This window comes from Rhodococcus baikonurensis, assembly GCF_040489275.1.
Taxonomy (GTDB): Bacteria; Actinomycetota; Actinomycetes; order Mycobacteriales; family Mycobacteriaceae; genus Rhodococcus_F; species Rhodococcus_F baikonurensis.
On the sequence record NZ_JBEUOQ010000001.1, the window covers coordinates 267,796 to 292,747 of the forward strand.

The following is a 24,952-nucleotide window of genomic DNA, read 5'->3' on the forward strand; positions in this document are numbered from 1 at the left end:
CTACGTTAGAAGTCATTGCGGACAGAAACGGTCCTCAATAGAAAACGATCAAGAAAAAACTCCCGGCACTCACCCATGAAGGTGAGTGCCGGGAGTTCCAGCGAGCTACGACGAAATAGGACTGCGCGAGATCAGACCGTGCGGGCCAATCGATCGGCCAGCAGGCGCGTGAAGTGCGCCGGGTCGCTGAGCTCGCCGCCCTCGGCAAGCAACGCCATGCCGTAGAGCAACTGAGCCGTCTCCGTCAGGTTCTCCGCATTGTCGTTGGCGGCCTGCGCCTCCCGCAGCCCCGAAACAAGAGGGTGCTCCGGGTTGAGCTCGAGGATGCGCTTGCTGTGCGGAACAGGCTGACCCGAAGCCTTGTACATCTTCTCGAGCGTCGGAGACATGCTGAACGCGTCGCCGACGATGCAGGCGGCCGACGTGGTCAGTCGCGTCGACAGACGCGTTTCCTTGATGTCGTCGGACAGGGTTTCGGTCAGCCACGTCAGCAACTCGCCGAATTCCTTCTCCTTCTCTTCGCGCTCGGCCTCGGCCGCCTTCTTCTCGTCCTCGGTGTCGAGGTCGACCTCGCCCTTGGCGATCGACTGGAAGGTCTTGCCGTCGAAGTCCGAGACGGCGTCGACCCACATCTCGTCCACGGGGTCGGTGAGAACCAGAACCTCGAGGCCCTTGGCCTTGAAAGCCTCCATGTGCGGGGAGCTTTCGATGAGGTGACGAGATTCGCCGGTCATGAAGTAGATCTGTTCCTGACCGTCCTTCATTCGCTCAACGTACTCCGCGAGAGTGGTCACGCCCTCTTCGCTGTTGGTCGAGGCGAAGGACGAGACGTCGAGCAAGGTCTTACGGTTGTCGGCATCGGCCATCAGGCCTTCCTTGAGCGCGCGCCCGAACTCCGTCCAGAAGGTCGAGTACTTCTCGGGCTCGTTCGCCTTCATGTCCTTGATGGTCGAGAGGACCTTCTTGGTCAGACGACGACGGATGGCAGCGATCTGCCGGTCCTGCTGCAGAATTTCACGAGAGACGTTGAGCGAGAGGTCTTGTGCGTCGACCACACCCTTGACGAAGCGCAGGTAATCGGGCACCAACTCTTCGCAGTCGTCCATGATGAAGACGCGCTTGACGTAGAGGTGGATGCCGGCCTTGCGCTCACGCATGAACAGATCGAACGGCGCCGTCGACGGAATGAACAGCAGCGCTTGGTATTCGAAAGTACCTTCGGCCTTCATCGGGATGACCTCGAGAGGCTCGTCCCAGGCGTGGCTGACGTGCTTGTAGAACTCCTTGTACTCGTCCTCGGACACCTCGTCCTTGGAGCGAGTCCACAGAGCCTTCATCGAGTTGATCGTCTCGGTCTCGATGGTGACCTCGGGCTCTTCGCCCTCCGCCGGCGTCGACGTACGAGCGACATCCATGCGGATGGGCCACGCGATGAAGTCGGAGTACTTCTTGACCAGTTCCTTGATCTTCCATTCCGACGTGTAGTCGTGCAGGCCGTTCTCGGAATCCTCGGGCATCAGGTGCAGGGTCACGGAGCTGCCCTGCGGCGCCTCGTTCACATGCTCGAGCGTGTACGTGCCTTCGCCGGTCGACTCCCAGCGCGTCGCGTGATCTTCACCGGCGCGACGGGTCAGCAACGTGACCTTGTCCGCCACCATGAACGTGGAGTAGAAGCCGATGCCGAACTGACCGATCAGTTCTTCGGATGCCGCTGCATCCTTGGCTTCCTTGAGCTTACGACGCACCTCGGCGGTACCGGACTTGGCGAGCGTGCCGATCAGGTCGACGACCTCGTCACGCGACATTCCGATGCCGTTGTCGCGGATGGTCAGGGTGCGTGCCGCCTTGTCGATGTCGATCTCGATATGCAGATCGGAGACGTCGACGTCGAGGTCTTTGTCCTGGTACGACTCGAGGCGGAGTTTGTCCAGCGCGTCCGAAGCGTTGGAGATCAACTCACGAAGGAAGCTGTCCTTGTTCGTATAGATTGAATGAACCATCAGATCCAGCAGCTGACGTGTTTCTGCTTGGAACTCGAGCTGCTCGGTATGCGCGGTCACTTCGATCCCTTTCTCTTCTCGGACTGATCACAGGGATTTTACTCGACCTCGAATGCCGCGGGCCGCCCCCCGCACGGACAAGGGGAGGCCACGCGACCTGCGCATGACCTCCCGTTATCTTCACCCACCGATCTACTCGGTGACGTTCACCATCGAATAGTGCGAGACGCCGCCGGCCAGCACCCTGAGGTGATCGTCCGAAGCGCCCAGAGTGTGTTCGATGGCCACCAGCCGCGAGACGTAGTGCCCGACCGGATACTCGGCCGTCATTCCGATACCACCGTGCATCTGAATTGCTTCCTGACCGATCTGATGCGCAGCGCGACCGACAGCCAGCTTCGCTCGCGACGCGATGGTCGGATCGATCACACCGTCGGCGATGGCCATGGTGGCGTACAGACTCATGCTGCTCGCCAGTTCGAGAGCGACGTACATGTCGGCCGCACGATGCGTCAGCGTCTGGAACTTCGCGAGCGGAACACCGAACTGCTTGCGCTGCTTCAGATAATCCGTCGTCAGTCGGAGCGCTTCGGTCATGATTCCGATGGCCTCGGCACACAGAGCTGCCTGCGCCCGGACCTCTGCTTCGACGATCGCCGCCGTGACATCGCCGCCCTCACCAAGTTGTTCGGCCGCGGCATCGGTGAACGTGAACTGCGCACCGCGACGGCCGTCGTGGGTGGCGTACGCAGTCCGGGTGACACCCGCACCTTCTGCATCCACCAGGAAGAGCCCGGTGCCGCCGCCTGGAAGTGCGGCGCTGACGATCACGACGTGCGCGCTGTCGCCCTGCAGGACCGGGTTCTTGACGCCGGTGATCGTCCACCCCGATCCCGCCTGCGAGGCCGCGGTCGTGACAGTGGCGACCGGCCAGCGCGTGCCAGGTTCCGTATGGGCAAAGGCCGACAAAGTGGTTCCGTCGCTGAGCACCGGCAGGAGTCGCGCCCGCTGATCTGCCGAACCGATCGCAGCAATCAAACCGCCGGGGATCAGAACACCACCCAAATACGGCTCGGGTGCAAGCGCGCGGCCCAGTTCGGTCATCACCACCATGGTCTCGACCGGCCCAGCGCCCATCCCGCCGTCGGCCTCCGCGAATGGTAGGCCGAGCAGCCCGAGTTCGGCGAACTGCTTCCACACCGAGGCATTCCATCCCTCGTCAGTGGCCGAGGTGGCGTTGCGCTTCTCCGCGTCGTAGCTGCGGCTGAGTAATTCGCGCGTTGTGTCGCGAAGCATCGTCTGTTCGTCGTCGAGTTCGAAATTCATGTCAGATGCTCACAATCCGAGGATCGAGGAGGCAATGATGGAGCGCTGCACCTCACTTGATCCGCTGTAGATGGAAACCTTCCGGTAGTTCAGGTAGCGCGGCGCCGCCTGCTGCGCCCACTCCGGCGAGTCGATCTCGGCCGTGTTCACCGGCAACGAGTCCGGACCCGCAACATCCATCAGCAATTCCGTTGCCGCCTGCTGCAATTCAGAGCCACGGAGCTTGAGCAGCGACGATGCCGGATTCGGCTTTCCGTCTGCCGAACTCGCCACAACTCGCAGTTGAGTCAGATCCAGTGCAAGCAGTTCGTTTTCCAGCTCAGCCAACCGAGCCGCGAACAACGGATCCTCGAGGAGTGTGCCTTTTCCGACGCGGACCTCCCGCGCCTTCTCTTTTGCCGTGGCGACAAGGGTTTTGGAGAACCCGACCCGTGTGACCCCCGTGCGTTCGTTGCCGAGCAGGAACTTGGCGTAGTCCCAGCCCTTGTTCTCCTCGCCGACAAGATTTTCCGCAGGTACGCGGACGTTGTCGAAGAACACTTCGTTGACCTCGACGCTGCCGTCGATCAGTTTGATGGGGCGAACCGTGATGCCGGGAGTTGCCAGATCGATGAGCAGGAACGAAATTCCTGCCTGCCGCTTCTGGGCACTGGCATCTGTCCGCACCAGACAGAAGATCCACTCGGCGTGCTGCGCGAGTGTAGTCCACGTCTTCTGACCGTTGACGATGTAATCCGCGCCGTCACGGACAGCGGCCGTCTTGAGTGAAGCGAGATCCGAGCCTGCTTCTGGTTCCGAAAAACCCTGGCACCACCAGATATCGGCGTTGGCCGTCGCCGGGAGAAACTTCTCCTTCTGCTCCTGCGAGCCGAAGGCCGCGATAACGGGGCCAACCATGCTCACGTTGAACGGCAACGGGTTGGGTACCGACGCCAACTGCATTTCCTCGGAATAAATGTGGCGCTGTACCGGAGTCCAGTCCTTGCCGCCCCATTCGACCGGCCAGTGCGGAACCGCCAGTCCGTGAGCGTTCAGAATCTGTTGGCCCGAAACGATGTCTTCACGCGTCAGCTTTCCGAATCCTGCTGCACGTGCACGAAGTTCGGGCGAAAATTCCGTGGTGAAGAACTTTCGCATCTCCTCGCGGAACGCAACTTCCTCACCGGTCAATTCGAGATTCATGTGGAGTCTGCTTTCTTATGTCAGGAATTCAGAACAAGATTCGTGCGACGGTCTGCGCAACAACGGCGGGCTTGTCCACGCCTTCGATCTCGACGGTGTTGGTAATCTGACTCTGCATCGAACCGTTCGGCAACTCTTCGATCGCGGAGAGCACTGCAGTGTTTCGAACCTTGGCTCCGACAGGCACCGGACTCGGGAATCGAACCTTGTCGGACCCGTAATTGATGACCATCTTCGCCCCGTCGATGCGGTACACGGACTTCGACAGAAGCGGCAGGAGCGAGAGGGTCAGATACCCGTGGGCAATCGGACCACCGAAAGGTGATTCACGCCTTGCCCTTTCGTCGTCGACGTGGATCCACTGATGATCACCGGTCGCGTCGGCGAATTGATGGACCATCTCGCGGGTGACCTCGACCCACTCGCTCGAGCCCAGCATTTCACCGACCGCCCCCAGGAGATCTGACTTGTTCTCGAACACCCGTGTCATCTGATCCTCCACGTTCCCGAACACTGTTAGGTTAATTGGATAATAAACTCACAGTGTAAGGTTGTCCAGTACTCAGACGAAAGGTTTCTGTGCGATGGCGCGACCGCGGGTTCCACTACTGAGCAAGCCGATCATCAGGGACACCGCCCTGAAACTGGTGGACGAGCACGGTTTGACAGACTTCTCGATGCGCAAACTCGCCACCGTCCTCGGCGTGCAGGCACCGTCGCTGTACAGCCATTACGCCAACAAGGACGAATTACTGGACGACGTCGCGAACGTCATCATGGAGTCCGTCGACGTGAGCGGCTTCGACTCAGACGATTGGCGCGGTGCGCTGCGCACGTGGGCGCGGTCCTACCATGCGGCCCTGGGCAAGCATCCCAACATCGTTCCCTACTTGGCCTACGGTCCGAGCGTCAGGCCCATCGCCCTTGACCGCGCCAACGCCATCCATGGCGGCCTGGTGCGGGCCGGATGGCCGCAGCGCACGGCAACGCTGATCGGCGCTTCCGTCAAGTACGTGGTCATGGGTGCTGCGACAGCGACGTTCTCCGGCGGATTCGTGGACGATCCGGCGATCTACGCCGAGCGTTACCCGCACCTCACGCGAGCACACCTGCTACGCGAGCGTGCTGCGGAAATCGACGGTGCCAGTTTCGAACTCGCGCTGGAATCCCTGTTGGACGGGCTGGAAGCCAAATATGCACTGCTGCAGCACACTTCAGAGTAGTCCTCAGAAATCTAGGGGTCGCTACTTTCGGTCGAGCACGCCGAGCATCGCGACGAAGGCCGCCTGACGATCCCCGAGAGCGGCAAAGAATTCCCGGTCCGATGCTTCCACCGAGCGATTCGCCTTGCCTGCCAAGTTCGCACCCGTCTGGGTCACCACCAGTGAACGCGCCCGGGCATCGGTCGGGTGTGGACGTCGTTCGACAAACCCTTTGGATTCGAGGGTCCGTATCACCTGTGACGTCATCATCGGATCGGTGCGCGCATACTCGGCAAGATCGCGTTGAGTTATCGGCGTTTCCGCGTCCAGCCAGGTCAGAGCGGCGAGCAGAACGAACTGCACGTGAGTCAGGTCGAAGGGCCGCAGCGCCGCGCGAATCGAGGCCTGCCAAGCATTGGTGACACGCCACAACATCAGACCCGGACTGTCGCCCGCATCCTCGAAGTCGGTTTCCAGTTTCTTCGCCACAGCGTCAGTGTGTCAGCTCGTTGCCGAGCGCAGAATCTCGACGTCGTTGCCATCCAACGGAATCAAGCCTCGGCGGAGCTGATACCCCCAATTCGGTGTCGAGGTCACTGCCAATCGACTCCGTACGTCGCCGAGAGGAACGGGCGTGAACTGCTCGTATCGCACTCGACGCCGAAACGGCTTGAAGCACCCCTCGTCCGCCTGCCAGATCTCACCCTCTTCGATCACACCGAGGGCTGTGAACTCGCGCAACGGATCTCGATCACCAATGGACTCGACCGGCGAATAGTAAACAAGCACATCGCCCGCCTTCATCCGCTCCAATCCGGACCTCTTCCCGTGCCCGATCTGCGCGATCCCAAGATCCACTGCGCGACGCACATGTTCGGCCGAGACAACCCCCAACCAGGCGTTCATCGCCGGCCACCTGTCGAACCGAGCGCAAGTTCAATCATGAATTTAGTATGCGCGCTTATTATATTCCTCGCAACAGATCGTCTATTGAACGTGTTCAACTTCAAGGCGTACGCTGAACTTGAACACGTTCAAAGAAGGGGAGCCCATGAGCAGTCGCGGGATCGAAACCAGGGAAAAGCTGGTGGAAACAGCTTTGCGGCTCTTCCGCGACGAGGGCTTCGCAGCGACGACCATGCGCAAGATCGCGACTGAGGCAGGTGTCTCCCTCGGGAATGCCTACTACTACTTCGCCAGCAAGGACGAACTGGTTCACGAGCTGTATCTCGTCATCCAACGTGATCACCGAGAGCGTGCGCTTCCACTCCTGCGGCAAGGTGGCTCACTCGCGGAAAATATCGCGATCGTTCTGCACACCGGACTCGATGTCATGGGGCCATATCACGGGTTCGGTGGCGCGTTTCTGCACGTTGCCCTACCAACCGCATCGCCGTCCAGCCCGTTCTCGGCCGAGTCGAGCGATGCGAGATCGATGGCCGTCGAATTGATGCGCGAAGCACTGGCGGCGTCGAAGCAGAAGACGCCGGCGTCATTGGCGACCCAGCTCCCCACACTCTTGTGGCTCAGCTACCTGGGCGTGACGCTGCATTGGGTCACCGACTCGTCTCCGGGGCAAACGCGCACTCGTTCCCTGGTCGACGGACTGGTCCCGATCATCGCGAAAACACTCGCCCTCGCCCGGCTACCGGTGGCCCGCGGCCTGGTCGGTGACGTCGCCGCCCTGATGACCAAAGTCGTTTCTCCAGAGGGGAACACAAAATCATGAAGACTGTCGTTGTATCCGGTGCGTCGGGCTACATAGGGCAATCTCTCGTTCGAGCGCTCGAACCCAACGGGGTGGACGTACGAACGATCGGCCGGGGAGGAACGAGCGATGCCATCTGGTCCGACGAGCAAGGTGTTGCCGACGTACTCAGCGGCGCGGATCTGCTGATCAACCTCGCCGGACGCTCTGTGAGCTGCCGATACAACAAGCGCAATGCCGACGAAATCTTCTCCTCCCGCGTGGAAACGACCGCACTGTTGGGTCGCGCACTGGCCCGTACGCCGCAGCCACCTTCGCTCTGGGCGAATGCCAGTACCGGCACGATCTACCGAGACGCGCGGGATCGACCGATGGACGAGAAGAGCGGCGAACTGGGTAAGGGATTCTCCGTCTCTGTCGCGCGAGCGTGGGAGCACGAATTGTTCTCCGCCCCAACCCCGGTTCGAAAAGTAGCGCTACGAATGTCGATCGTTCTCGGAGCCGGCGGCGGAGCAATCAACCCTTTCGTCAACCTGGCCCGAACAGGCTTCGGAGGACGAATGGGCGACGGACGACAAATGTTCAGCTGGGTACACATTTCCGACGTCGTTCGCTCGATCATCCACATCTACGAGCATCCGGAGATCTCAGGCCCCGTCAATATCGCATCCCCGTATCCGGTAACCAACACCGACATGATGCGGATGGTACGAGCGAAACTTGGCCGACAATACGGGTTTCCGACGCCGGGCTGGATGCTCGAGTTCGGCGCGCGAATCATCCGCACCGAGGCTGAACTGGTGACGAAGAGTCGCTGGGTTTCACCAGGGGTGCTCGCGGACAGCGGCTTCCAGTATCAATTTCCGACGTTGGAGTCTGCGCTTGAACAGATCGCTCAGGAGACCCCGCGAGGGCTGCTTCCGGTCACACTCGGCTGAAGTTCGGTCGCGGTCGCGACCGCTCGCACGATATCATGCTCGAGCAGATAGTGATTCAGTGCAATCGCAGCCTTCGACCCAGCGGCGGCGGCGGTGATCAACTGTGCAGGCGAGTCCGACACGTTCCCGGCGGCCCACACACCAGGCGTGCTGGTACCTCCCGCAGGATCAGTTACCACCCAACCATTTTCGTGAGCGTCACATCCCAGGTCAGTCAGCAAAGCGTCGCGTGGAACAAACCGTGGACCGACAAACACCACACTCCGCGGAACAACCTGACCGGAGGCCAGCTCGACGCCGTCCATGCGACCGTCTGCCACCGAGACCCCGGCCACGTCGCCTTCTACGATGCGAATCCCCCTGACAGTCAGCCGATCCCGCTCGGTGCCGGTCAGCTCGATACGATTCGGAAAGAAGACAACATCGTCCGACCATTGGCGCACCAACGACGCCTGATGAATCGTGAAGGGTCTGTTGTCACCACCGAGTACACCGATCGGCGTATCACGAACCTCGTACCCGTGACAGTAGGGACAATGCAAAACGTCGACTCCCCAGCGATCCTGCAGCCCAGCGATGTTCGGCAGCTCGTCACGTAACCCCGTCGCCACCAGAACAGTCCGTGCCTCCAGCGACGCAGTCGCGTCGGTTTGCACAAGAAATCCACCGTCGTCCGTTCGCTCGATTCCGATTGCGGTGCCAGTCGTCACTTCGCCGCCGTACTCGAGAACCTCCTTGCGGCCGGCCGCAAGTAATTGCCTAGGACTCTCACCGTCCCGCGTCAGGTACCCGTGCAGGTGCTCGGAGACACCATTGCGCGGGTTACCAGCATCGACGATCATCACTCGCCGCCGAGCCCGAGCCAGAACAAGCGCGGCACTCAACCCCGCCGCACCGCCACCGACAATCACCACATCGAACCTCATGCACTCCCCCAGTCCCGCAGTTCGTCCCACCCCAGACGGTGAGCTATTCTGGCAATCTAGCAAATTTGTTTACCAGTTAACAAAACTGAGGAATCGTGAACGAACCAACACTCCGCTCCCGTACGTGCAACCTTTGGGCCGAAAACAATCCTGACCTCGACACGTCGCCCATGGAAGTTGTCGCGCAACTCAAGCGGATCACGGCGCTTCTCGAACTCGCCGTCGAACCGGTGTACCGATCCGCGGACCTCACCGTTTCGGAAGTCGAACTGCTTGTGCCGCTTCGATACGCCGAGGAACCGGTCACCGCGATTCGTCTCGCCGAACGCCTCGGTATGTCTCGGGCCGGAGTCAGCAAGGCACTCGCACGATTGGAGAAGCGAGGCCTTGTCTCCCGCACGAGAAATCCCGAAGACAGGCGATCTGCACTGATCACGATGACGATCCAGGGAAACGCTGTCGTCGATGACGTCTTTCCTCGCGAACTCGCCGCTCACGGTGAATTATTCACCAAACTCGGACGGGACCGCGGAAAAATTCTCGCGGCACTCAAGCAGTTGGCGCTATCCATGGAAGGCGGGCTGGATCGAACGCAGGACAAGAAGTAGCCCGCGCTACTCCTGCTCCCCGGTCCGCCCGCCGTACGTCGCAATCTTGTACTCCGTCGCAGCCAAAGACAACGTGAGCTCCTTGATCTGCCGACGAACGATGTCCCGGTGCTCGAGCAGCATGTCGAGCCTCTCCGGAACTGTCCCTTCACCGGCGTCCACCAGTTCGACGTAGTGCTGCAGGTCACGAATCGCCATGCCTGATATACGCATGCGGGTCAGAAACACCAGCCTGCGAATAGATTCCGGGCCGTACACACGATGTCCGCTCGAGTCACGATCGACCGTGACCAGGCCGATCTTCTCGTAATAGCGCAGGGTGTGTGCCGAAACATCCAGTAGGTCCGACACTTCGGCGATCGACATCGGATCTTCGACGTCCCCTGCATCGACGAGCCGGTGAATGATCTCGATCGACATGGGCCCGTCCACTTCCCCAAGGGCCTCGAGCGCCTTACGCATCAAGTCTTCGGTAGCCATGACTCCCAGCCTAGAACGGGCGGACAGGTCCGGCAGCATCCGCGAAATCGGCGCTGCGAGCGAGGTCGGCCCAGACAGATACCTCGGCGAGATTCTTCCGATACGACGCGGATATCCGCTCCACGGCTTCCTTTCCGAGTGGCAGACGAAGTGGCACGTTCTCACTGTGCACCAGCGCATTGATGATTGCCGCTGCTTTCTCCGGATCGCCCTCCTGAACACCGTCTGCCGCCGCCATGTCACGCAGAACCGGATCGAGCACTTCACGGTAGTCCGATGATGATTCGGCGAAACTCAGAACGCCGGGGGTGTTGAATGCCGTGCGGAATCTGCTGGGCTCGACGATCATCACTCGGATGCCGAACTGCCCGACCTCACCGGCGAGAGCCTCCGACCAACCCTCGAGCGCGAACTTCGACGCCGAATACGCCCCGACCCCGGGAAACGACATCCGGCCGCCTTGGCTGCTCATCTGCACGATCGTCCCACTTCCCTGCACTCGCATCGAAGGGAGGGCGGCGCGAACCAACGCGGCGGGTCCGATCAGGTGCAGTTCCATGAGATCCCGCAAGGTCGAATCGTCGACCAACTCCGCCGCGCCGACCATCCCACGACCGGCATTGTTGACCAGCACGTCGACGCGACCGAAACGCTCGAGCGCGTGTTCGACTACCCCCGGAGCTGCTTCGGTATCTCGGACGTCGAACGTCACAGTCGAGAACCGATCCGGATGCTCCGACGCAATATCTGCAACGGCTTCAGGGCGACGAACTGCCGCGACCACCGCGTCCCCTGATCGAAGTGCGGACAGTGCTAGTTCGCGGCCGAAGCCTCGAGAAACTCCAGTGATGATCCAGGTCTTTGTTGTCATGGTCGGGAACGCTAAGGGTTAGAGCGCGCTCCAACGCAAGCCTTTGGTTCTACAGCCGAGCTACGCGCCGGCCCAAACCGGTCGCTCGCCGCGAAGGAAACCGTCGACACCGGCTTTGAAGTCGTCACTGCTGTAGATCATGCGCATCAGATCATCGTTGTCGGTGATCGATCGGGTCCTGATGCGGCGCAGGGACTCTCGAATCGTCCACACGGTCATCGGGGCAGCCGCAAGGAGTTCCTGCGATACCTGGGCAGTCAGGCTCGCGAACTCGGTCTCTGTTGCACAGTCGCTGAGGAAGCCGTTCCGCAGAGCCTCGTCGCTCGACATGACCCCCGCCCGAGCGACCAACGACATCAGACGCGAACTGCCGATCCTGTCCGCGAGCAACGCCACGGAATGGACCGACAACGAGTTTCCGAGTGTGCGCGCGATCGGGAGGCAGAAGCGGGACCCGCGCGTCGCGATCCGCACATCGCACGCTGCCGCTAACAACAGCCCGGCTCCCGCGCACACACCATCGATGACCGCCAGCGTGGGAACCCGCACTTTCTCGAGTTCGGTCAGCACGCCGACGAACCGACTTTCGTAATCGAGCCCTTCGTGAAAACTCGAGAAGGGCTGAAAATGGCGTATGTCGGAACCCGCCGAGAACGCCTCTCCCCCAGCACCTCGGAGAGTGAGTAACCGGATCTCGCGGTCGGAGTCGGCGCTCCGGCAGGCTCCGGCAATGGCGTCGTACATCTGAGGAGTCAGTGCGTTGTGTTTTTCCGGCCGGTTGAACACGACGTCAAGCGTCTCGCCACGACGGATAATCGAGATGTCTTCGTGCGTTTCAGTCATGACACTGACGCTATTACCGACAAGGAACAAACGAAACACATTGCACTCGAGTATCTTTGCGAATATTCGGTGCGAAGTTGCAGATAGTGCGAACGGAGAAGCGTCGACGAGGCCAGGAGACGGTGATGCCAGAACCGAACCTCGCCGACGCAGCATTAGTGGGGTGTCATGCCACGACTACCAAAACTGTTATGCCACAACGGTCCGCTGCGGCACGCCGGAGTACTGGCTCAGCGGCCTGATCAGTGCATTCGACTGCCCCTGCTCGATGATGTGCGCCGTCCATCCGGTGATTCGACTCATCACGAAGATCGGCGTGAACATCTCGACATCGAAGCCCATGAGGAAATATGCAGGGCCGGTGGGGAAATCGAGATTCGGTTTGATTCCGGTGGCACTGACCATCGCCTTCTCGAGGATCTCGTACATCTGCACCCACTTCTCGCCGTCCGTCGCTGCCGCTACGTCGAGGAGCGCCTGCTTCATGGTCGGAACACGCGAATCACCGTTCTTGTAGACACGGTGTCCGAAGCCCATGACCTTCTCCTTGGCGGCCAACTTCTCCGACATCCAGGCTTCCGCGCGGTCTGGGTCGTCGATCTCGAGCATGTCGTGCATGACGGCTTCGTTTGCGCCGCCGTGCAGCGGGCCCTTGAGCGTGCCGATCGCAGCCGTCACTGCGCTGTAGATGTCCGAAAGTGTGGACGTCACAACACGAGCGGCAAACGTCGAGGCGTTGAAGGAGTGCTCCGCATACAGGATCAGCGAGACCTCGAAGGCCTTCACGATCGCCTGCTCCGGAACAGCACCGAAGCACATGTTCAAGAAGTTTTCGGCGAAACCCAGGTCCGACTGCGGCGCGATGGGATCCTGACCACGCCGGCGGCGGAAATCGGCTGCGACGATGGTCGGCAGCACGGCCGTCATCCGCAGTGCCTTGGCTAGATTGGCCTTCTCGGAGTTGTCGTCCTCCGCCGGATCCTCGGCGCCGAGGTAGCTGATCGCCGTCCGGACCACGTCCATCGGGTGGCAGTTGTCGGGCATCTTGGTCAGGAGCGAGAGCAGTGAGCGATCGGCACGGCGAGCCGCACGCTCACGCAGACAGAGCAATTCGAGCTGCTCGGGAGTCGGCAGTTCGCCGTACCACAGCAGGTGCGCAACTTCTTCGAAGCTACAATTCGCGGCGAGGTCCTGCACTGCGTAACCGCGATACGTCAACGAATTCGTCTCGGGCACTACCTTGGAGATAGCCGTCGTGTCGACGACAACTCCGGCCAAGCCCTTGTAGATCGTCGGAATCTGTTCGGTCATGTCCTACTCCCCTCCAAGCTGAAATTGAAAATGCCACTGTCGAATTCGTTGTAACGCTCGTACTCGAGAATCTCGTACAACCTGCTGCGGTGCTGCATCTCACCGAGCAGCCCTTCTTGCGTGCCCTCCGCAAAAATCTCGCGCAGGCCCTTTTCGATGGCGAACATCGCCAACCGAAGAGTGGTCACGGGGTAGATGACGGCGTTGAAACCGATCTCTTCCAACGTCTTCGCCGAAATGAGATTCGACTTCCCGAACTCGGTCATGTTGGCGAGCAACGGAGTGTCGACTGCTGCGCGGAACTTCTCGAAGTCTGCTTCGGTGGCAAGAGCTTCGGTGAAGATCAGATCGGCACCGGCATCCGCGTAGGCCTTTGCTCGCTCGATCGCTGCGTCGATACCGTCGATTCCGGCAGCATCGGTGCGCGCGCAGATGACGAAGTTCGGGTCGCGACGTGCCGAGACTGCAGCACGAACTCGGCGAACCATGTCTTCGGTGGGCACGATCGCTTTGCCGTCGAGGTGCCCACAGCGCTTGGGGTTGATCTGATCCTCGAGGTGCAGACCGGCTATACCGTCGTCCTCGAAGATCGTGACCGTGCGGGCAGCGCTCATGGGTTCACCGAAACCGGTGTCGGCGTCGATGAGCGTCGGGAGGTCGGTGACCCGCGCGATCTGCTTGCTGTGGGCGGCGACCTCGGTCAACGTGGTCAGCCCGATGTCGGGAAGGGCCAATCCGGCGGAATACGCACCACCCGAAACGTAGACACCTTCGAACCCGATTTCCTGAATGAGCTTGGCTGTCAACGGATTGATCGCACCGGGGAGTCGTTGAATCTTTCCGGACGTCAGCCCGGCCCGGAAGGCAATCCGCTTGTCTGCTGCAGACGTCGATGCGGCAATGAGGCCCGTCATCAGAAGAGTCCCTTGGCGACCTTGGGGGCCCGAGCGAGAACGTCTTCGGAAACGGTGAAGGTCAGCTGATCGAGTTCGCCTGCCTTCAATTCGGGGGTGCGTTGTGCCGCGTCGAGGAAGCGATCCTGTTCGCTCGGCTCGATGACGCCCTCGGCGAGGGTGCGGAACTTCGCGACGTACTGATCGCGAGCGAACGGACGTGCGCCGAGCGGGTGCGCATCGGCCACCGCAAGCTCGTCGACGATGACCTCGCCGCTCTTCAAGGTGATCTCGGCGCGGGCACCGAAAGCCTTCTCGTCGGGATCCGTCGAGTGGTAACGGCGTGTCCATTCGGGATCTTCGCGTGTGGAGATCTTGTTCCACAGTTCGATCGTGTCGGGGCGCTGTGCACGCTCGGGCGCGTAGGAATGCTCGTGGTGCCACGTACCGTCCTGCAGCGCAACGGCAAAGATGTACATCACCGAGTGATCGAGAGTTTCGCGTGATGCGGTGGGGTCGAACTTCTGCGGATCGCCGGAACCGGTGCCGATGACGACGTGGGTGTGGTGACTGGTATGCAAGACGATCGAGGCGATCTGGTCGAGATCGCCGACGCGAGAACGCATCCGGCGAGCGAGGTCGATCGGCGCCTGGCTCTGGTACTCCGCGGAGTGTTCCTTCGTGTACGAGTCGAGGATGGCGCGCTTCGCCTCACCAGAACCCGGAAGCGGAACGTGGTACTCCTTGTCCGGGCCACCGAGCAGCCAGGCGATCACGCCGTCTTCGCCTTCCCAGATCGGTGAAGGTGCACCTTCACCGCGCATCGCACGGTCGACTGCCTCGACGGCAACCTTGCCGGCCAGCGCCGGCGCGTAGGCCTTCCAGCTGGAGATCTCGCCCTTGCGGGACTGCCGTGTAGCCGTCGTGAGGTGCAGCGCCTGGCCGATTGCCTGGTAGATCGTCTCGGTCTCCAGGCCGAGCAAGGTTCCGATACCTGCCGCGGCCGAAGGGCCGAGGTGTGCGACGTGATCGATCTTGTGCTCGTGCAGGCAGATAGCCCGAACCAGGTCGATCTGGATCTCGTAGCCAGTCGCCAGACCGCGAATCAGGTCTTGACCGTCACGCCCGGCGTGCTGAGCGACGGCAAGGATCGGCGGGATGTTGTCACCGGGGTGCGAGTACTCGGCGGCCAGGAACGTGTCGTGGAAATCGAGTTCACGAACCGCTACGCCGTTTGCCCATGCGGCCCATTCAGGCGAGAAGGTACCCGAGATACCGAACACGGTGGAACCGGGCGTGTACGGATGAGACTGCGCCTGTGCACGCGCATTCACTACGGGGCGGCGCACCAGGGAAGCTGCGGCAACTGCCGCGTTGTCGATGATCCGGTTGACGATCATGTCGGACGTGGCGTCGGTGACCTCGACGGAATCCGTCGCAACTTCCGCGATCTTCCACGCGAGGTGGTCTTCCTTGGGGAACTCTTCGGCAGAGCGGTGGGTGCGTACGAGATGCGTCTTCATCGATCCTCTTCTCACGTGCTTCGGTATCTATTTGCACGCTACGCAGCTCGTTCACCTCGGGATAGGCCCTCGCAATTGCCTATTTGTGCAATAACAGTCCTGCAATGTTGCGAATGTTGCGAATGGCTTCTCGGTAGGGTGAACCCGATCGGCACCGAGGAGATTCGATGAAGAAGATGTACGCGGGAGCGCGGCTGCGACGACTGCGGGAAGAACGAAACCTGTCACAGTCCGCACTGGCGAAGGCGCTCGAACTCTCCCCCAGTTATGTCAATCAGCTCGAGAACGATCAACGACCGCTGACGGTCCCCGTCCTTCTCAAGCTCAACGCCGAGTTCGATCTCGACGTGCAATTCTTCGCTTCCGATTCCGACGCACGACTCGTTGCGGACGTTCATCACGCCTTGGCCGAAACCTCGGAATCCGGGGACGTATCGCTGGCAGAGGTGGACGAATTGGTGGCCCGAATGCCGGCGGTCGGACGCACCCTCGTGATGTTGCACCGCCGCCTTCACGCCGCAACAGAGCAATTGGACCAGTTCTCGACGCAATTGTCCGGCGAGGCAGCATCTGACGTGTCGCTGGTGCCCATGCCTTACGAAGAAGTTCGAGACTTCTTCTACGACCGAAAGAACCACATCGCCGTTCTCGACGACGCTGCCGAGCGGATGTTCGTGGACAACGGGTTGTCCGTGGGAGCAGTGGATCTGCAGCTGGCACGACTGCTTCGCGATCAGCACGGCGTCACCGTGACGATCCGCACGGACGAACCAGACAAGCTCGGGCCCAAGCGCTTCTACGATCCGGAGAAGTCGATCCTGACCCTGGCGCGGCGTCTGTCGGCAGGCCAACGCGCATTCCAGATCGCGATGCAGTTGGCCTTCTTCACGCAGGCCGACGTGATCGATTCCCTTGTCGCCGAGGACGAATCGTTGAGTGCCGAGTCCGCGGCACTGGCTCGAATCGGACTCGCGCACTACTTCGCCGGCGCACTGCTACTCCCGTACACCCAATTCCTGGAATCGGCCGAGGCTCTGCGGTACGACATCGATCTGCTCAGCCTCAAATTCGAGGTCGGCTTCGAAACAGTTTGTCACCGGCTGTCCACTCTCCAGCGTCATGGCCAACGCGGCATCCCCTTCTTCTTCGTCCGAACCGATCGCGCCGGAAACATCTCGAAGCGTCAGTCTGCTACCGCTTTTCACTTCTCCAGAGTCGGCGGCAGTTGCCCACTGTGGGTTATCCACGAGGCATTCGCGAGCCCAGGCCGCATCCTCACCCAGGTCGCGAAGATGCCTGACGGCCGGACATACCTCTGGGTGGCGCGCACCACCCACAGCGGCGGACTCGGATACCTCGCGCCCGAGCGGAACTTCGCCGTCGGACTCGGTTGCGACATCGGCTACGCCGATCGCATGGTCTACTCCCACGGAATCCAGACGGACGACCCCGCGACCATCGTGCCGATCGGCGCGGGGTGCAAAGTCTGTGACAGACCAGCGTGCTCTCAACGCGCCTTCCCCCAACTCGGCCGCTCGATCTCCGTCAGTGAGAACAGCAGCAGCCATCTGCCGTATCCGCAACAATAGGACGCAAACAATAGGGCGCACCGACTCCACCTGCGGTTCCTCTGCGCTACGACGCTCTTCTGCTTCCATGGACGTCATGCACCCCGATACCGTGACCCCTCGTCGACTGGTTCTTCGCCGCCTTTCGGCCGTGGTCGGCGTGGCCGGAATCGTGACTGGTGTGGTTGCCTTGATCGCAACTCAGCTGGACGTCGATCACAACATCGTGATCGTTCTGGCATCAGTGGCACCCTTGTTGATGATTGCTCCGCTGATCGGTGCCGTCGTCTCGGGTATCGGGCGTCAGTGGATCGTATGCGCCGCATCCCTTGTCGTCCTTGCACTGTTCGGATGGTCCGTGAGCCCGCTGTACATCAGCGGAACTGGCGAGTCGACGTCTGCGAACGGCCCGTCGATTCGGATGATGCAGGCCAACTTGATGATCGGTACAGCGGATCCGGAGTCGCTTGTAGCGATGGTCCGCGAAAGCAACGTCGACGTGGTGACGGTCCAGGAGTTGACGTACCAGGAAGTCGACGCGCTCGAAGCCGCCGGGCTCGAAGAGGTTTTGAGCCACCAGTTCCTGGTCCCCTACGCCGACGGCGGTGGCGGGGCCGGAATCTACAGTCGCTTTCCTCTCTCCAATCCACGTAGCCTCGACGGGTTCTCACCCGAAACGCTCTCGGCAGAGCTGAATGTCGGCTTGGCGCGGCCAGTCACATTGTTCGCCGTGCATCCGGCACCGGCGTACATCTCGCCGGCTTCGGTGTGGGCGGCCGAGCAGCAAAGGCTTGGGTCTTACATGGACGAAGCCGCCGGGATGGACAATGTGATAGTCAGCGGCGATTTCAATGCGTCGTACTCGAACAAGCAGTTTCGGAATCTCCTCAGAAACGGATATACCAGCGCCGCCGATCAATTGGGTTCCGGCCTGATCCCGACCTACCCGACCGACAAGTCGTATCCGGCGATGGTCGGTATCGACCACATCATCACCAAAGGCGCTGTGGCGACGTCCCTCGAACGGATCGAGATCAAGGGATCCGATCATCACGGACTGATCGCCGACATCACGTTGTCTTGAGTAAATACTGGATTGAGCACGCACCGGGGCATGGTTATGCCCCGGTGCTCACGTCTTCAGTTGTCGCGGTTCACGCCGCTGTGGGTGGGCTGTTCCCGCCGATCGGGTGCTGATACGGGTCGATCGACATCGGCGGATAAACGCCACTCCGTGTGGTGCAACGTCCGATGATGATGACCACACAACAAGATCAGATTATCGAGATCTGTTGGGCCACCATCATTCCAATGAACGATATGGTGAGCATCGCACCACCCCGACGGAGTCCCATACCCCGGAAACGCACACCCACCGTCCCGGACGGCCAACGCCCGCCTTTGCGGCACCGTCGCGGTTCTCGCTTCCTTACCGCAGTCGAGCGGAACACCATTCTCATCCAACAAGATCCGCGTGACCGTGCAGTCGCAGGCCAGCATCCGGGCCGTGTCGATACTGATCGGGCCCACCCAATCCGTCCACGCGAACCCGAATTCCTGAGTCGACGGCAGGAGGTCTTTCAAAGCTTGCAGATCTGTCATGTCTTTGGCGCTGGCGGTGACCGTGATGTGCGGTTTCACCCCACCTTCGATCGGACCCAACCCCGCCCGCTCGTACCGGCACAGGAGTTCGCAGAACCCGTGGGCCCGTCGTAATGCCGGCGTGCGGGTGTCCTTGACACCGTCCTTCTCCGGTGTCGGAGCGGACAGGCTCGAGAGCAGCGTGATCAACCGTGCCCCGTTGATCGCATCCAGATCGCCCTTGACCGTGACCCGCCCATACAAGCCTTTCGAGGCGTAAAACTCGTTGCGCTCAGAGTCTTCCCCGACCGGAACACCGTCCTCACGGTTGCCGTACTGCTTCTCGATCCGCCGAATCGCCGCCCGCACCGCATCACAATCCGCAATATTCTTCGACGCCAGATCAAGCAGAATCCTGCGAGCCTTGTCCACATCGGCACGATGAAACGCATCGCCCACCACGGGTTCGAGCGTCAACAACCGCGCCAACCCGACCCAGCAGACTGCACTCACCGATCTCCAGATTCGTCGACCCGTGCAACCACTGCGCGATCGCCCGAAAACCCTTCCCGCCGAGAACCTCCCGGGAAAACATCTCCACGATCAGCAACACCATCCGCGACTGCAATTCGTGCCGGACACGCACCAGATCCAGAACCTCACCCTCGAGGTCCTCACCATCCAGCTGCCACGAGCCCCGACTGCCCATACCGAAAGCTTAATCGAACACACTTTCGGCAACCAGGGACATGACGGACAACTTCAGAAGCGCCCAGAACTCGAGACTCGTTGAAATACATCATCATTGAACTGTCTCACGCCGCTAGGTCGGCGTGACTATCGCAAAATTCGGATCAGGCTCGTCAAGGTGCCCCGCAAGTTCTGCGAGTTTCGCCGGGTCGCCGGCAACCGAGATACTGCCGTTCGCAATCTCGGCGCCCAGGTCCGCACCACCGAGCAGCACACCGAGTAAGCCGAGACGACTCACACTGAACGTCGCATCCACAGACCCAGCATCTGCAGACCCACCTTCCACGTCGAAGTGGATCAGCACGCCGTTGCTCAGTTCCGTTCGGTGCACGATGTTTTCGTCGGTGATGTTCCAGTCGATGACGATGTGGGAATTCGCTGCACTCACTCCGTCCACGCGGAGCGACACAGCGTCGAACACCTGCTTCACCGACAACGCTGCGGTGATATCAGGAGCTGCAGCAACTGTGGGCGTACCCACCGAACCGTTGCGCAGTTCGTATGCACCGGTGAGGTAGAAGTTTCGCCAGGTGCCGTTCTCTGCGCCGTACCCGAGCTGCTCGAAGGTATCGGCCTGCAGGGTCTTGGCCTCGGTGTTGCCCGGTTCGGCAAAGATGACGTAGTTCACCACCTGCGCGACCCACCGAAAGTCTCCGCTCTCGTATGATTCCCGAGCTTTTCGGAGCACCTCTGCCGATCCGCCCATGAACTCCACGTGACGTTTGGCCGATTCGACGGGTGGATGCTCCCACAGATGCGCAGGGTTACCGTCGAACCATCCCATGTAGCGCTGGTAGATGGCCTTGACGTTGTGACTGACGGAACCGTAGTACCCGTGCGTGTGCCATGCCTGCGCCAATGCAGGTGGCAGTTCGATCGATTCGGCGATCTCGAGACCGGTCCACCCCTGATTGATTCGACGAAGTGTCTGATCGTGAAGGTACCCGTAGAGGTCGCGCTGCAATGACATGAACTCGGTGAGCCGTTCGGTCCCCCACGTCGGCCAGTGGTGGGACGCAAACAGAACGTCGGATCGTGAGGCGTAACGATTGATCGATTCGGTCAGGTACGCAGACCAGACGTGAGGATCTCGTACCAGGGCACCCCGTAGCGTGAGCAGGTTGTGGAGAGTATGAGTTGCGTTCTCCGCCATACACAGCGCGCGCAAGTCCGGGAAGTAGAAGTTCATCTCGGACGGGGCCTCGGTTCCGGGCGTCATCTGGAACTCGATCCGAACGCCGTCGATCGTCTCCGTGTGACCTGTCGTCGAGATCGACACCGTCGGCGAAATGAGCGTCGGCGTCCCGGTTGAGGTGGTCTGCCCCAACCCGGCTCCGACGGCACCGCGAGGACCTCGGGGCAATGCGGCCCCGTACATATAGGCCGCACGTCGAGCCATTGCCGTTCCCGCATAGACGTTTTCCTCGACGGCATGCTCCACGAGTCCAGTGGGGGCGACGATTACGCATCGCCCGGCAGCGACATCTTCGTCGGTGGTCACCCCTTTGACCCCACCGAAATGGTCGATATGCGAATGCGTGTAGATCACCGCGACGACCGGTCGATCACCACGATGCTCCCGATACAACGCGAGACCAGCGGCCGCGGTTTCCCGAGAAATCAGTGGATCGACGACGATGATCCCGCTCTCCCCCTCGATCAACGTCATGTTCGACAGATCGAGGCCGCGAATCTGATAGATCGAATCCGTCACCGCAAAGAGTCCCTGCTTGGCGACCAACCTCGACTGACGCCACAAGCTCGGATTGACGGTCGGCGGGCACTCCTCATCCAGGAATGAGTAAGAATCGTTGTCCCACAGCACTTTTCCGTCCGGACCGGATACCACGCCGGGATCGAGCGCGCCGATGAACCCTCGCTCGGCATCGGTGAAATCGGTCTTGTCGGAGAACGGCAGGGTCTCGGCGACTCGGGCGTTCGCCGCTTCGACTGCGGCCGATGCTGCGCGTGGATCGATCATAGATCAGCCTTTCATCTTCAATTGTCCAGTGTGGTAAACCTGTTCAGGACTCCAATAATCAGCGGGGACTAGCTCAACAGCTGCGATTTTGCCGCCGCGAACTCCGCGTCGGTCAACACGCCGGACTGATGAAGCTGCCCCAACTCCTGCAGCTTGGAGACCAGATCGTCAGCACCCGAAGGGGGAACGGACTGCACGGGAGCGACCTGTGCCGGCGGCGCTTGTTGCTGCTGGTACTCCTGCTGATACTCCTGCTGCTGCTCGGAGGCCTTCCGTTGACTCCGTCGATCCATGGCGTTGGACGTCGCTTTTGCGGTTCCAGCCACTACCGCAGTGCGTGCCACCGTGCCGAGCAATCCGGGCCGCCCTCTGCGTCCACCTCGAAAAACCATTGCGAACTCCTTGGGTAATTGTCGCTACTGAAATGCTGCTTCTACCGCTGCGACGACTACCTCGCGCGGTATCTGAACGTGAAGGACTACATCGCCGCCGCCACCGCGAACCGTCGTCGCGAGCTCACGCGCCCATGTCTGCTCGTAGACGATGACTGCGGCGGACGTTCCTGGCTCGAGTGACTCACGGACCACGTCCAGGTCCTCGTCACTGATCAATGCCTTGGCTTCGATGGAGAGAATCGCCAGTCCGATGTCGGTGAGATCTTCGTCGACGTCGATCTGCGACACCTGTCCGTTGGCGTCCTTGGCGATGTACACGAGGTCGAGCAGGGTGACAAAACCTCGTTCCACCACGTTCTGCAGCGCGGCGACAGCTTCAGGATCCACAGTTGAACCTGGGAATGCCAGCACCACGAGCTCGACCGGTCCGATGTTCATTGTGTCGTTCATCCATCAAGCCTGGTAGCTCTGGCGCGCAGTGACCTCACCCGCAGGGGATGAATTACCCGAGGCGATCGAGTTATTTGTTGCGACGAATGACTTCGCGGATCGGGCGTACGTGCACGCCTTCTGCCGCGAGGGCGCGCCGGGCTTTACCCCGGGTGACGAGTACGCCGATGATGCCGAGAACCCAGACCGGATATTGCACCATCCAGGCGACGCGGAATCCGTCGAACGTGTACCCACCCATGTGTCCGAGGATCACGCCCATCACTTGAATCACGATGAGGGATGCGAGGAATCCGCCGATGTTGACCATGCCCTGGGCGGTTCCCATCGCCGAACTCGGATTGGATGTGCGCGCGTAGTCGAAGCCGATCACCGAACCCGGCCCACCCACCGAGATCACAATCACCAGGATCGTCAACAACCAGAGCGGAGACGGTTCGCTGCGCGAAAGCACGATCGTCCACATGAGCGCGCTGGCCACCATGATGGTGAGAACCAACCACGATCGACGCATGGGATAGCGACCGGTGAGAATGCCGAGGATCGGGCCGGCCACGATTGCCGAGATGACCGACAGCGTCAGCAGCGAGCCGACGGTCGCGGAATCGAGACCCTGAGCCGATTTCAGATACGGCACACCCCATAGCAGTGCGAACGTCGTGATCGAGAACTGCGTCCCCATGTGACTGAAGAACCCGAGTCGGGTGCCGGGTCGCATCCACACCGTCTTGATCTGTCGCCCGATCTCCTTGGCACCGGCAGGCACGGCCACCACGTCGGCACCGGGAGGCACGTCGCGGATGACACTCAGCGCCAGAGCAAACGCCAACAGTCCGACGGCCGCAGCGCTGCCGTAGGCAAAAGTCCAGCCCGGACCGGACAACAGCAACATGAACGGGAGCGCGGACATCACCTGGCCCAGCTGACCGAGGATGCCCGTGAACTGCGAGACCAACGGCACCTGCCGGGGCGGGAACCACTGTGGTACCAACCGCAGCACCGAGATGAAGGTGAGAGCGTCGCCGGCGCCGACGGCAATACGTGCACCGATCGCGACGGGCAGCGATTCGGTGAAGGCGAGGGCCAACTGCGCGGACATCATGATGAACGCACCGACTGCGATCATGATCCGCGAACCGTAGCGGTCGAGGAGGACTCCCGCCGGAATCTGCATACCGGCGTACACGACGATCTGCAGTACGACGAAGCTCGACAGAACGCTGGGTGATATCGAGAACCGATCAGCAGCAGACAGACCCGAGACACCGAACGAAGTGCGGTGAAGCACGGCGATCACGTAGGCAAAAACACCGACACCCCAGACCAACCACACTTTTTTCATCGGGTCTGTATGTTACTCCTGTCTTTCGCAAGGCTCAGGACATGATTATTCGCGGCCCTGAGACACCCAATTCAGATCAGCCGACCGGAAGCCTTCGGTGATCGCGGCGAGGGAGTCTAGGCGAGCGATCTGGTCTTCGCTCAGAACGATGTCCAACGCTCCGGCGTTCTCGGTGACTCGTGCAGCGAACCGAGTGCCGGGAATCGACACGGAAGGCAACCCGTACTGACGGCCCTTGGCATCGAGCCATGCCAGGGAAACCTGTGCAGGCGTCGCGCCGAGCTCGTCGCCGACGGCGCGGACCACGTCGAGAACCTTCTGATTGGCAGGGAGCGCGGAGTCCGAGAAGCGGGGGAAGCGTCGGCGCAGGTCGTTGTCACCGAGCGTCGCCGCATCGAACGATCCCGCCAGGAAGCCTCGACCGACCGGCGAGAAGGGCACGAATCCGACTCCGAGTTCAGCGGCGGTGGGTACTACCTTGTTCTCGACGTCCCGACTCCAGATACTCCATTCCGACTGGATCGCCGCGATCGGATGCACCCCGTACGCACGACGCAGTTCGTCACCGGTCGCCTCGGACAGGCCGATGTTGCGGACCTTGCCCGCCTTCACCTGCTCTGCGATCGCGCCGACGGTGTCTTCGATCGGGACGTTCGGGTCGACCCGGTGCAAGTAGTAGAGATCAACATGATCGACGCCGAGTCGTCCCAGAGACTCGTCGAGTGCCTGCGGTACGTACGCCGGGTCTCCGTTGATCCCGCGCTGACCGTTGGCGATGTTGCCGACAAGACCGAACTTCGTCGCCAGCTGCACTTCGCCTCGGCGGTCCTTGAGAAGCTCCCCCACAGCACGCTCACTCGCGCCCTCGCCGTACACGTTGGCGGTGTCGATGAATGTGATCCCGATGTCCACCGCATGGTGCAGCGTGGCAAGCGCCTCGGCCGGGTCCACCGGGCCGTAGACCGGGGCGACGGACATCGCGCCGTATCCCTGAGCACTGACGGTGAGGCCTTCAGCCAGGGTGACGGTGGGGACGGTCATGAAATCTCCTCGATTCGAGTAAGCGACAACCTC

Annotated in this window: 24 protein-coding genes and 1 pseudogene; 6 read left to right on the forward strand and 19 right to left on the reverse strand. The window is 61.0% G+C overall.

Features of this window, described 5'->3' with window-relative positions; genetic code table 11:
- Window positions 1–131 precede the first annotated feature (131 nt).
- The 4 genes from htpG to ABWI03_RS01355 form a co-directional block, all read right to left on the reverse strand.
- On the reverse strand, window positions 132–2,060 hold the full coding sequence (gene htpG / locus ABWI03_RS01340) for a molecular chaperone HtpG (RefSeq protein WP_124567785.1): 1,929 nt from the start codon (window positions 2,058–2,060) through the stop codon (window positions 132–134).
- Window positions 2,061–2,192: 132 nt separating this feature from the next.
- Complete coding sequence (locus ABWI03_RS01345; protein WP_296551869.1) at window positions 2,193–3,326, reverse strand: acyl-CoA dehydrogenase family protein; 1,134 nt, start codon at window positions 3,324–3,326, stop codon at window positions 2,193–2,195.
- Window positions 3,327–3,335: 9 nt separating this feature from the next.
- Window positions 3,336–4,508, reverse strand: coding sequence for an acyl-CoA dehydrogenase family protein (locus tag ABWI03_RS01350; RefSeq protein WP_296551870.1), 1,173 nt, complete (start codon window positions 4,506–4,508; stop codon window positions 3,336–3,338).
- A 28-nt stretch (window positions 4,509–4,536) separates the two neighbouring features.
- Complete coding sequence (locus tag ABWI03_RS01355; RefSeq protein WP_296551871.1) at window positions 4,537–4,998, reverse strand: MaoC family dehydratase; 462 nt, start codon at window positions 4,996–4,998, stop codon at window positions 4,537–4,539.
- Between the two features lie 94 nt (window positions 4,999–5,092).
- Here ABWI03_RS01355 and ABWI03_RS01360 point away from each other — a divergent pair, with 94 nt between their 5' ends.
- On the forward strand, window positions 5,093–5,731 hold the full coding sequence (locus tag ABWI03_RS01360; RefSeq protein ID WP_214883112.1) for a TetR/AcrR family transcriptional regulator: 639 nt from the start codon (window positions 5,093–5,095) through the stop codon (window positions 5,729–5,731).
- A gap of 21 nt (window positions 5,732–5,752) precedes the next feature.
- On the opposite strand, the gene ABWI03_RS01365 is transcribed toward ABWI03_RS01360, so the two are convergent.
- On the reverse strand, window positions 5,753–6,199 hold the full coding sequence (locus ABWI03_RS01365) for a MarR family winged helix-turn-helix transcriptional regulator (RefSeq protein ID WP_081328927.1): 447 nt from the start codon (window positions 6,197–6,199) through the stop codon (window positions 5,753–5,755).
- A 12-nt stretch (window positions 6,200–6,211) separates the two neighbouring features.
- Window positions 6,212–6,616, reverse strand: coding sequence for an EVE domain-containing protein (locus ABWI03_RS01370; protein ID WP_069145619.1), 405 nt, complete (start codon window positions 6,614–6,616; stop codon window positions 6,212–6,214).
- A 145-nt stretch (window positions 6,617–6,761) separates the two neighbouring features.
- On the opposite strand from ABWI03_RS01370, the gene ABWI03_RS01375 reads away from it, so the two are divergent.
- A complete protein-coding gene (locus ABWI03_RS01375) occupies window positions 6,762–7,439 on the forward strand; it encodes a TetR/AcrR family transcriptional regulator (protein WP_069145618.1) in 678 nt (225 codons plus the stop codon).
- The gene (locus tag ABWI03_RS01380) at window positions 7,436–8,356 is read left to right on the forward strand and encodes a TIGR01777 family oxidoreductase (RefSeq protein ID WP_298777176.1); all 921 of its coding nucleotides are present in this window, start codon (window positions 7,436–7,438) and stop codon (window positions 8,354–8,356) included. The genes ABWI03_RS01375 and ABWI03_RS01380 overlap by 4 nt, the downstream gene beginning before the upstream one ends.
- Here the strand turns inward: ABWI03_RS01380 and ABWI03_RS01385 are convergent.
- Window positions 8,314–9,282 carry an NAD(P)/FAD-dependent oxidoreductase gene (locus ABWI03_RS01385; protein WP_298777175.1) on the reverse strand — a complete coding sequence of 323 codons (969 nt, stop codon included), beginning with the start codon at window positions 9,280–9,282 and terminating at the stop codon, window positions 8,314–8,316. The two genes, ABWI03_RS01380 and ABWI03_RS01385, sit on opposite strands and share 43 nt — an antisense overlap.
- A gap of 95 nt (window positions 9,283–9,377) precedes the next feature.
- Between ABWI03_RS01385 and ABWI03_RS01390 the strand changes: the two genes are divergently transcribed.
- A complete protein-coding gene (locus tag ABWI03_RS01390) occupies window positions 9,378–9,890 on the forward strand; it encodes a MarR family winged helix-turn-helix transcriptional regulator (protein ID WP_298777174.1) in 513 nt (170 codons plus the stop codon).
- A gap of 6 nt (window positions 9,891–9,896) precedes the next feature.
- On the opposite strand, the gene ABWI03_RS01395 is transcribed toward ABWI03_RS01390, so the two are convergent.
- The 6 genes from ABWI03_RS01395 to prpD all read right to left on the reverse strand — a co-directional run bounded on the left by ABWI03_RS01395 (window position 9,897) and on the right by prpD (window position 15,811).
- Entirely contained in the window at window positions 9,897–10,370 is a 474-nt protein-coding gene (locus tag ABWI03_RS01395; RefSeq protein WP_298777173.1) for a MerR family transcriptional regulator, read from the reverse strand.
- 10 nt (window positions 10,371–10,380) lie between these two features.
- A complete protein-coding gene (locus ABWI03_RS01400; RefSeq protein ID WP_235170281.1) occupies window positions 10,381–11,241 on the reverse strand; it encodes an SDR family NAD(P)-dependent oxidoreductase in 861 nt (286 codons plus the stop codon).
- 60 nt (window positions 11,242–11,301) lie between these two features.
- On the reverse strand, window positions 11,302–12,084 hold the full coding sequence (locus tag ABWI03_RS01405; RefSeq protein WP_298777172.1) for an enoyl-CoA hydratase: 783 nt from the start codon (window positions 12,082–12,084) through the stop codon (window positions 11,302–11,304).
- 189 nt (window positions 12,085–12,273) lie between these two features.
- Window positions 12,274–13,395 (reverse strand): bifunctional 2-methylcitrate synthase/citrate synthase, encoded by a 1,122-nt coding sequence (locus ABWI03_RS01410; RefSeq protein WP_298777171.1) that lies wholly within the window; start codon window positions 13,393–13,395, stop codon window positions 12,274–12,276.
- The gene (gene prpB, locus ABWI03_RS01415) at window positions 13,392–14,309 is read right to left on the reverse strand and encodes a methylisocitrate lyase (RefSeq protein WP_124567796.1); all 918 of its coding nucleotides are present in this window, start codon (window positions 14,307–14,309) and stop codon (window positions 13,392–13,394) included. The genes ABWI03_RS01410 and prpB overlap by 4 nt, the downstream gene beginning before the upstream one ends.
- Window positions 14,309–15,811 (reverse strand): 2-methylcitrate dehydratase PrpD, encoded by a 1,503-nt coding sequence (gene prpD / locus ABWI03_RS01420; protein WP_124567797.1) that lies wholly within the window; start codon window positions 15,809–15,811, stop codon window positions 14,309–14,311. The genes prpB and prpD overlap by 1 nt, the downstream gene beginning before the upstream one ends.
- A 167-nt stretch (window positions 15,812–15,978) precedes the next feature.
- On the opposite strand from prpD, the gene ABWI03_RS01425 reads away from it, so the two are divergent.
- Both ABWI03_RS01425 and ABWI03_RS01430 read left to right on the forward strand, forming a co-directional pair.
- On the forward strand, window positions 15,979–17,400 hold the full coding sequence (locus ABWI03_RS01425; protein WP_095968516.1) for a short-chain fatty acyl-CoA regulator family protein: 1,422 nt from the start codon (window positions 15,979–15,981) through the stop codon (window positions 17,398–17,400).
- Between the two features lie 67 nt (window positions 17,401–17,467).
- Window positions 17,468–18,463, forward strand: a complete 996-nt coding sequence (locus ABWI03_RS01430; protein WP_095968515.1) for an endonuclease/exonuclease/phosphatase family protein — start codon at window positions 17,468–17,470, stop codon at window positions 18,461–18,463.
- Between the two features lie 70 nt (window positions 18,464–18,533).
- On the opposite strand, the pseudogene ABWI03_RS01435 reads toward ABWI03_RS01430, so the two are convergent.
- From ABWI03_RS01435 to ABWI03_RS01460, 6 genes and pseudogenes are all read right to left on the reverse strand, one after another.
- A pseudogene (locus tag ABWI03_RS01435) lies at window positions 18,534–19,669 on the reverse strand (HNH endonuclease signature motif containing protein).
- A gap of 114 nt (window positions 19,670–19,783) precedes the next feature.
- Window positions 19,784–21,691 (reverse strand): alkyl/aryl-sulfatase, encoded by a 1,908-nt coding sequence (locus ABWI03_RS01440; RefSeq protein ID WP_124567799.1) that lies wholly within the window; start codon window positions 21,689–21,691, stop codon window positions 19,784–19,786.
- A gap of 68 nt (window positions 21,692–21,759) precedes the next feature.
- Window positions 21,760–22,083 carry an SHOCT domain-containing protein gene (locus ABWI03_RS01445; RefSeq protein ID WP_095968513.1) on the reverse strand — a complete coding sequence of 108 codons (324 nt, stop codon included), beginning with the start codon at window positions 22,081–22,083 and terminating at the stop codon, window positions 21,760–21,762.
- 24 nt (window positions 22,084–22,107) lie between these two features.
- Window positions 22,108–22,536 carry a DUF6325 family protein gene (locus ABWI03_RS01450; protein WP_095968512.1) on the reverse strand — a complete coding sequence of 143 codons (429 nt, stop codon included), beginning with the start codon at window positions 22,534–22,536 and terminating at the stop codon, window positions 22,108–22,110.
- Between the two features lie 70 nt (window positions 22,537–22,606).
- A complete protein-coding gene (locus ABWI03_RS01455; RefSeq protein WP_298777170.1) occupies window positions 22,607–23,878 on the reverse strand; it encodes an MFS transporter in 1,272 nt (423 codons plus the stop codon).
- 45 nt (window positions 23,879–23,923) lie between these two features.
- On the reverse strand, window positions 23,924–24,919 hold the full coding sequence (locus ABWI03_RS01460; protein ID WP_095968850.1) for an aldo/keto reductase: 996 nt from the start codon (window positions 24,917–24,919) through the stop codon (window positions 23,924–23,926).
- Window positions 24,920–24,952: the final 33 nt, after the last annotated feature.

What these genes read in the sequence shown, in the direction of transcription:
- ABWI03_RS01445 (WP_095968513.1), bottom strand. Translation starts at nt 22,083, where the DNA reads ATGGTTTTTCGAGGTGGACGCAGAGGGCGGCCCGGATTGCTCGGCACG.
- ABWI03_RS01440 (WP_124567799.1), bottom strand. Translation starts at nt 21,691, where the DNA reads ATGATCGATCCACGCGCAGCATCGGCCGCAGTCGAAGCGGCGAACGCC.
- ABWI03_RS01460 (WP_095968850.1), bottom strand. Translation starts at nt 24,919, where the DNA reads ATGACCGTCCCCACCGTCACCCTGGCTGAAGGCCTCACCGTCAGTGCT.
- ABWI03_RS01345 (WP_296551869.1), bottom strand. Translation starts at nt 3,326, where the DNA reads ATGAATTTCGAACTCGACGACGAACAGACGATGCTTCGCGACACAACG.
- ABWI03_RS01385 (WP_298777175.1), bottom strand. Translation starts at nt 9,282, where the DNA reads ATGAGGTTCGATGTGGTGATTGTCGGTGGCGGTGCGGCGGGGTTGAGT.
- ABWI03_RS01375 (WP_069145618.1), top strand. Translation starts at nt 6,762, where the DNA reads ATGAGCAGTCGCGGGATCGAAACCAGGGAAAAGCTGGTGGAAACAGCT.
- ABWI03_RS01355 (WP_296551871.1), bottom strand. Translation starts at nt 4,998, where the DNA reads ATGACACGGGTGTTCGAGAACAAGTCAGATCTCCTGGGGGCGGTCGGT.
- ABWI03_RS01430 (WP_095968515.1), top strand. Translation starts at nt 17,468, where the DNA reads ATGGACGTCATGCACCCCGATACCGTGACCCCTCGTCGACTGGTTCTT.
- prpD (WP_124567797.1), bottom strand. Translation starts at nt 15,811, where the DNA reads ATGAAGACGCATCTCGTACGCACCCACCGCTCTGCCGAAGAGTTCCCC.
- ABWI03_RS01405 (WP_298777172.1), bottom strand. Translation starts at nt 12,084, where the DNA reads ATGACTGAAACGCACGAAGACATCTCGATTATCCGTCGTGGCGAGACG.
- ABWI03_RS01400 (WP_235170281.1), bottom strand. Translation starts at nt 11,241, where the DNA reads ATGACAACAAAGACCTGGATCATCACTGGAGTTTCTCGAGGCTTCGGC.
- ABWI03_RS01360 (WP_214883112.1), top strand. Translation starts at nt 5,093, where the DNA reads ATGGCGCGACCGCGGGTTCCACTACTGAGCAAGCCGATCATCAGGGAC.
- ABWI03_RS01370 (WP_069145619.1), bottom strand. Translation starts at nt 6,616, where the DNA reads ATGAACGCCTGGTTGGGGGTTGTCTCGGCCGAACATGTGCGTCGCGCA.
- ABWI03_RS01395 (WP_298777173.1), bottom strand. Translation starts at nt 10,370, where the DNA reads ATGGCTACCGAAGACTTGATGCGTAAGGCGCTCGAGGCCCTTGGGGAA.
- prpB (WP_124567796.1), bottom strand. Translation starts at nt 14,309, where the DNA reads ATGACGGGCCTCATTGCCGCATCGACGTCTGCAGCAGACAAGCGGATT.
- ABWI03_RS01410 (WP_298777171.1), bottom strand. Translation starts at nt 13,395, where the DNA reads ATGACCGAACAGATTCCGACGATCTACAAGGGCTTGGCCGGAGTTGTC.
- ABWI03_RS01425 (WP_095968516.1), top strand. Translation starts at nt 15,979, where the DNA reads ATGAAGAAGATGTACGCGGGAGCGCGGCTGCGACGACTGCGGGAAGAA.
- ABWI03_RS01350 (WP_296551870.1), bottom strand. Translation starts at nt 4,508, where the DNA reads ATGAATCTCGAATTGACCGGTGAGGAAGTTGCGTTCCGCGAGGAGATG.
- ABWI03_RS01380 (WP_298777176.1), top strand. Translation starts at nt 7,436, where the DNA reads ATGAAGACTGTCGTTGTATCCGGTGCGTCGGGCTACATAGGGCAATCT.
- ABWI03_RS01455 (WP_298777170.1), bottom strand. Translation starts at nt 23,878, where the DNA reads ATGAAAAAAGTGTGGTTGGTCTGGGGTGTCGGTGTTTTTGCCTACGTG.
- ABWI03_RS01450 (WP_095968512.1), bottom strand. Translation starts at nt 22,536, where the DNA reads ATGAACGACACAATGAACATCGGACCGGTCGAGCTCGTGGTGCTGGCA.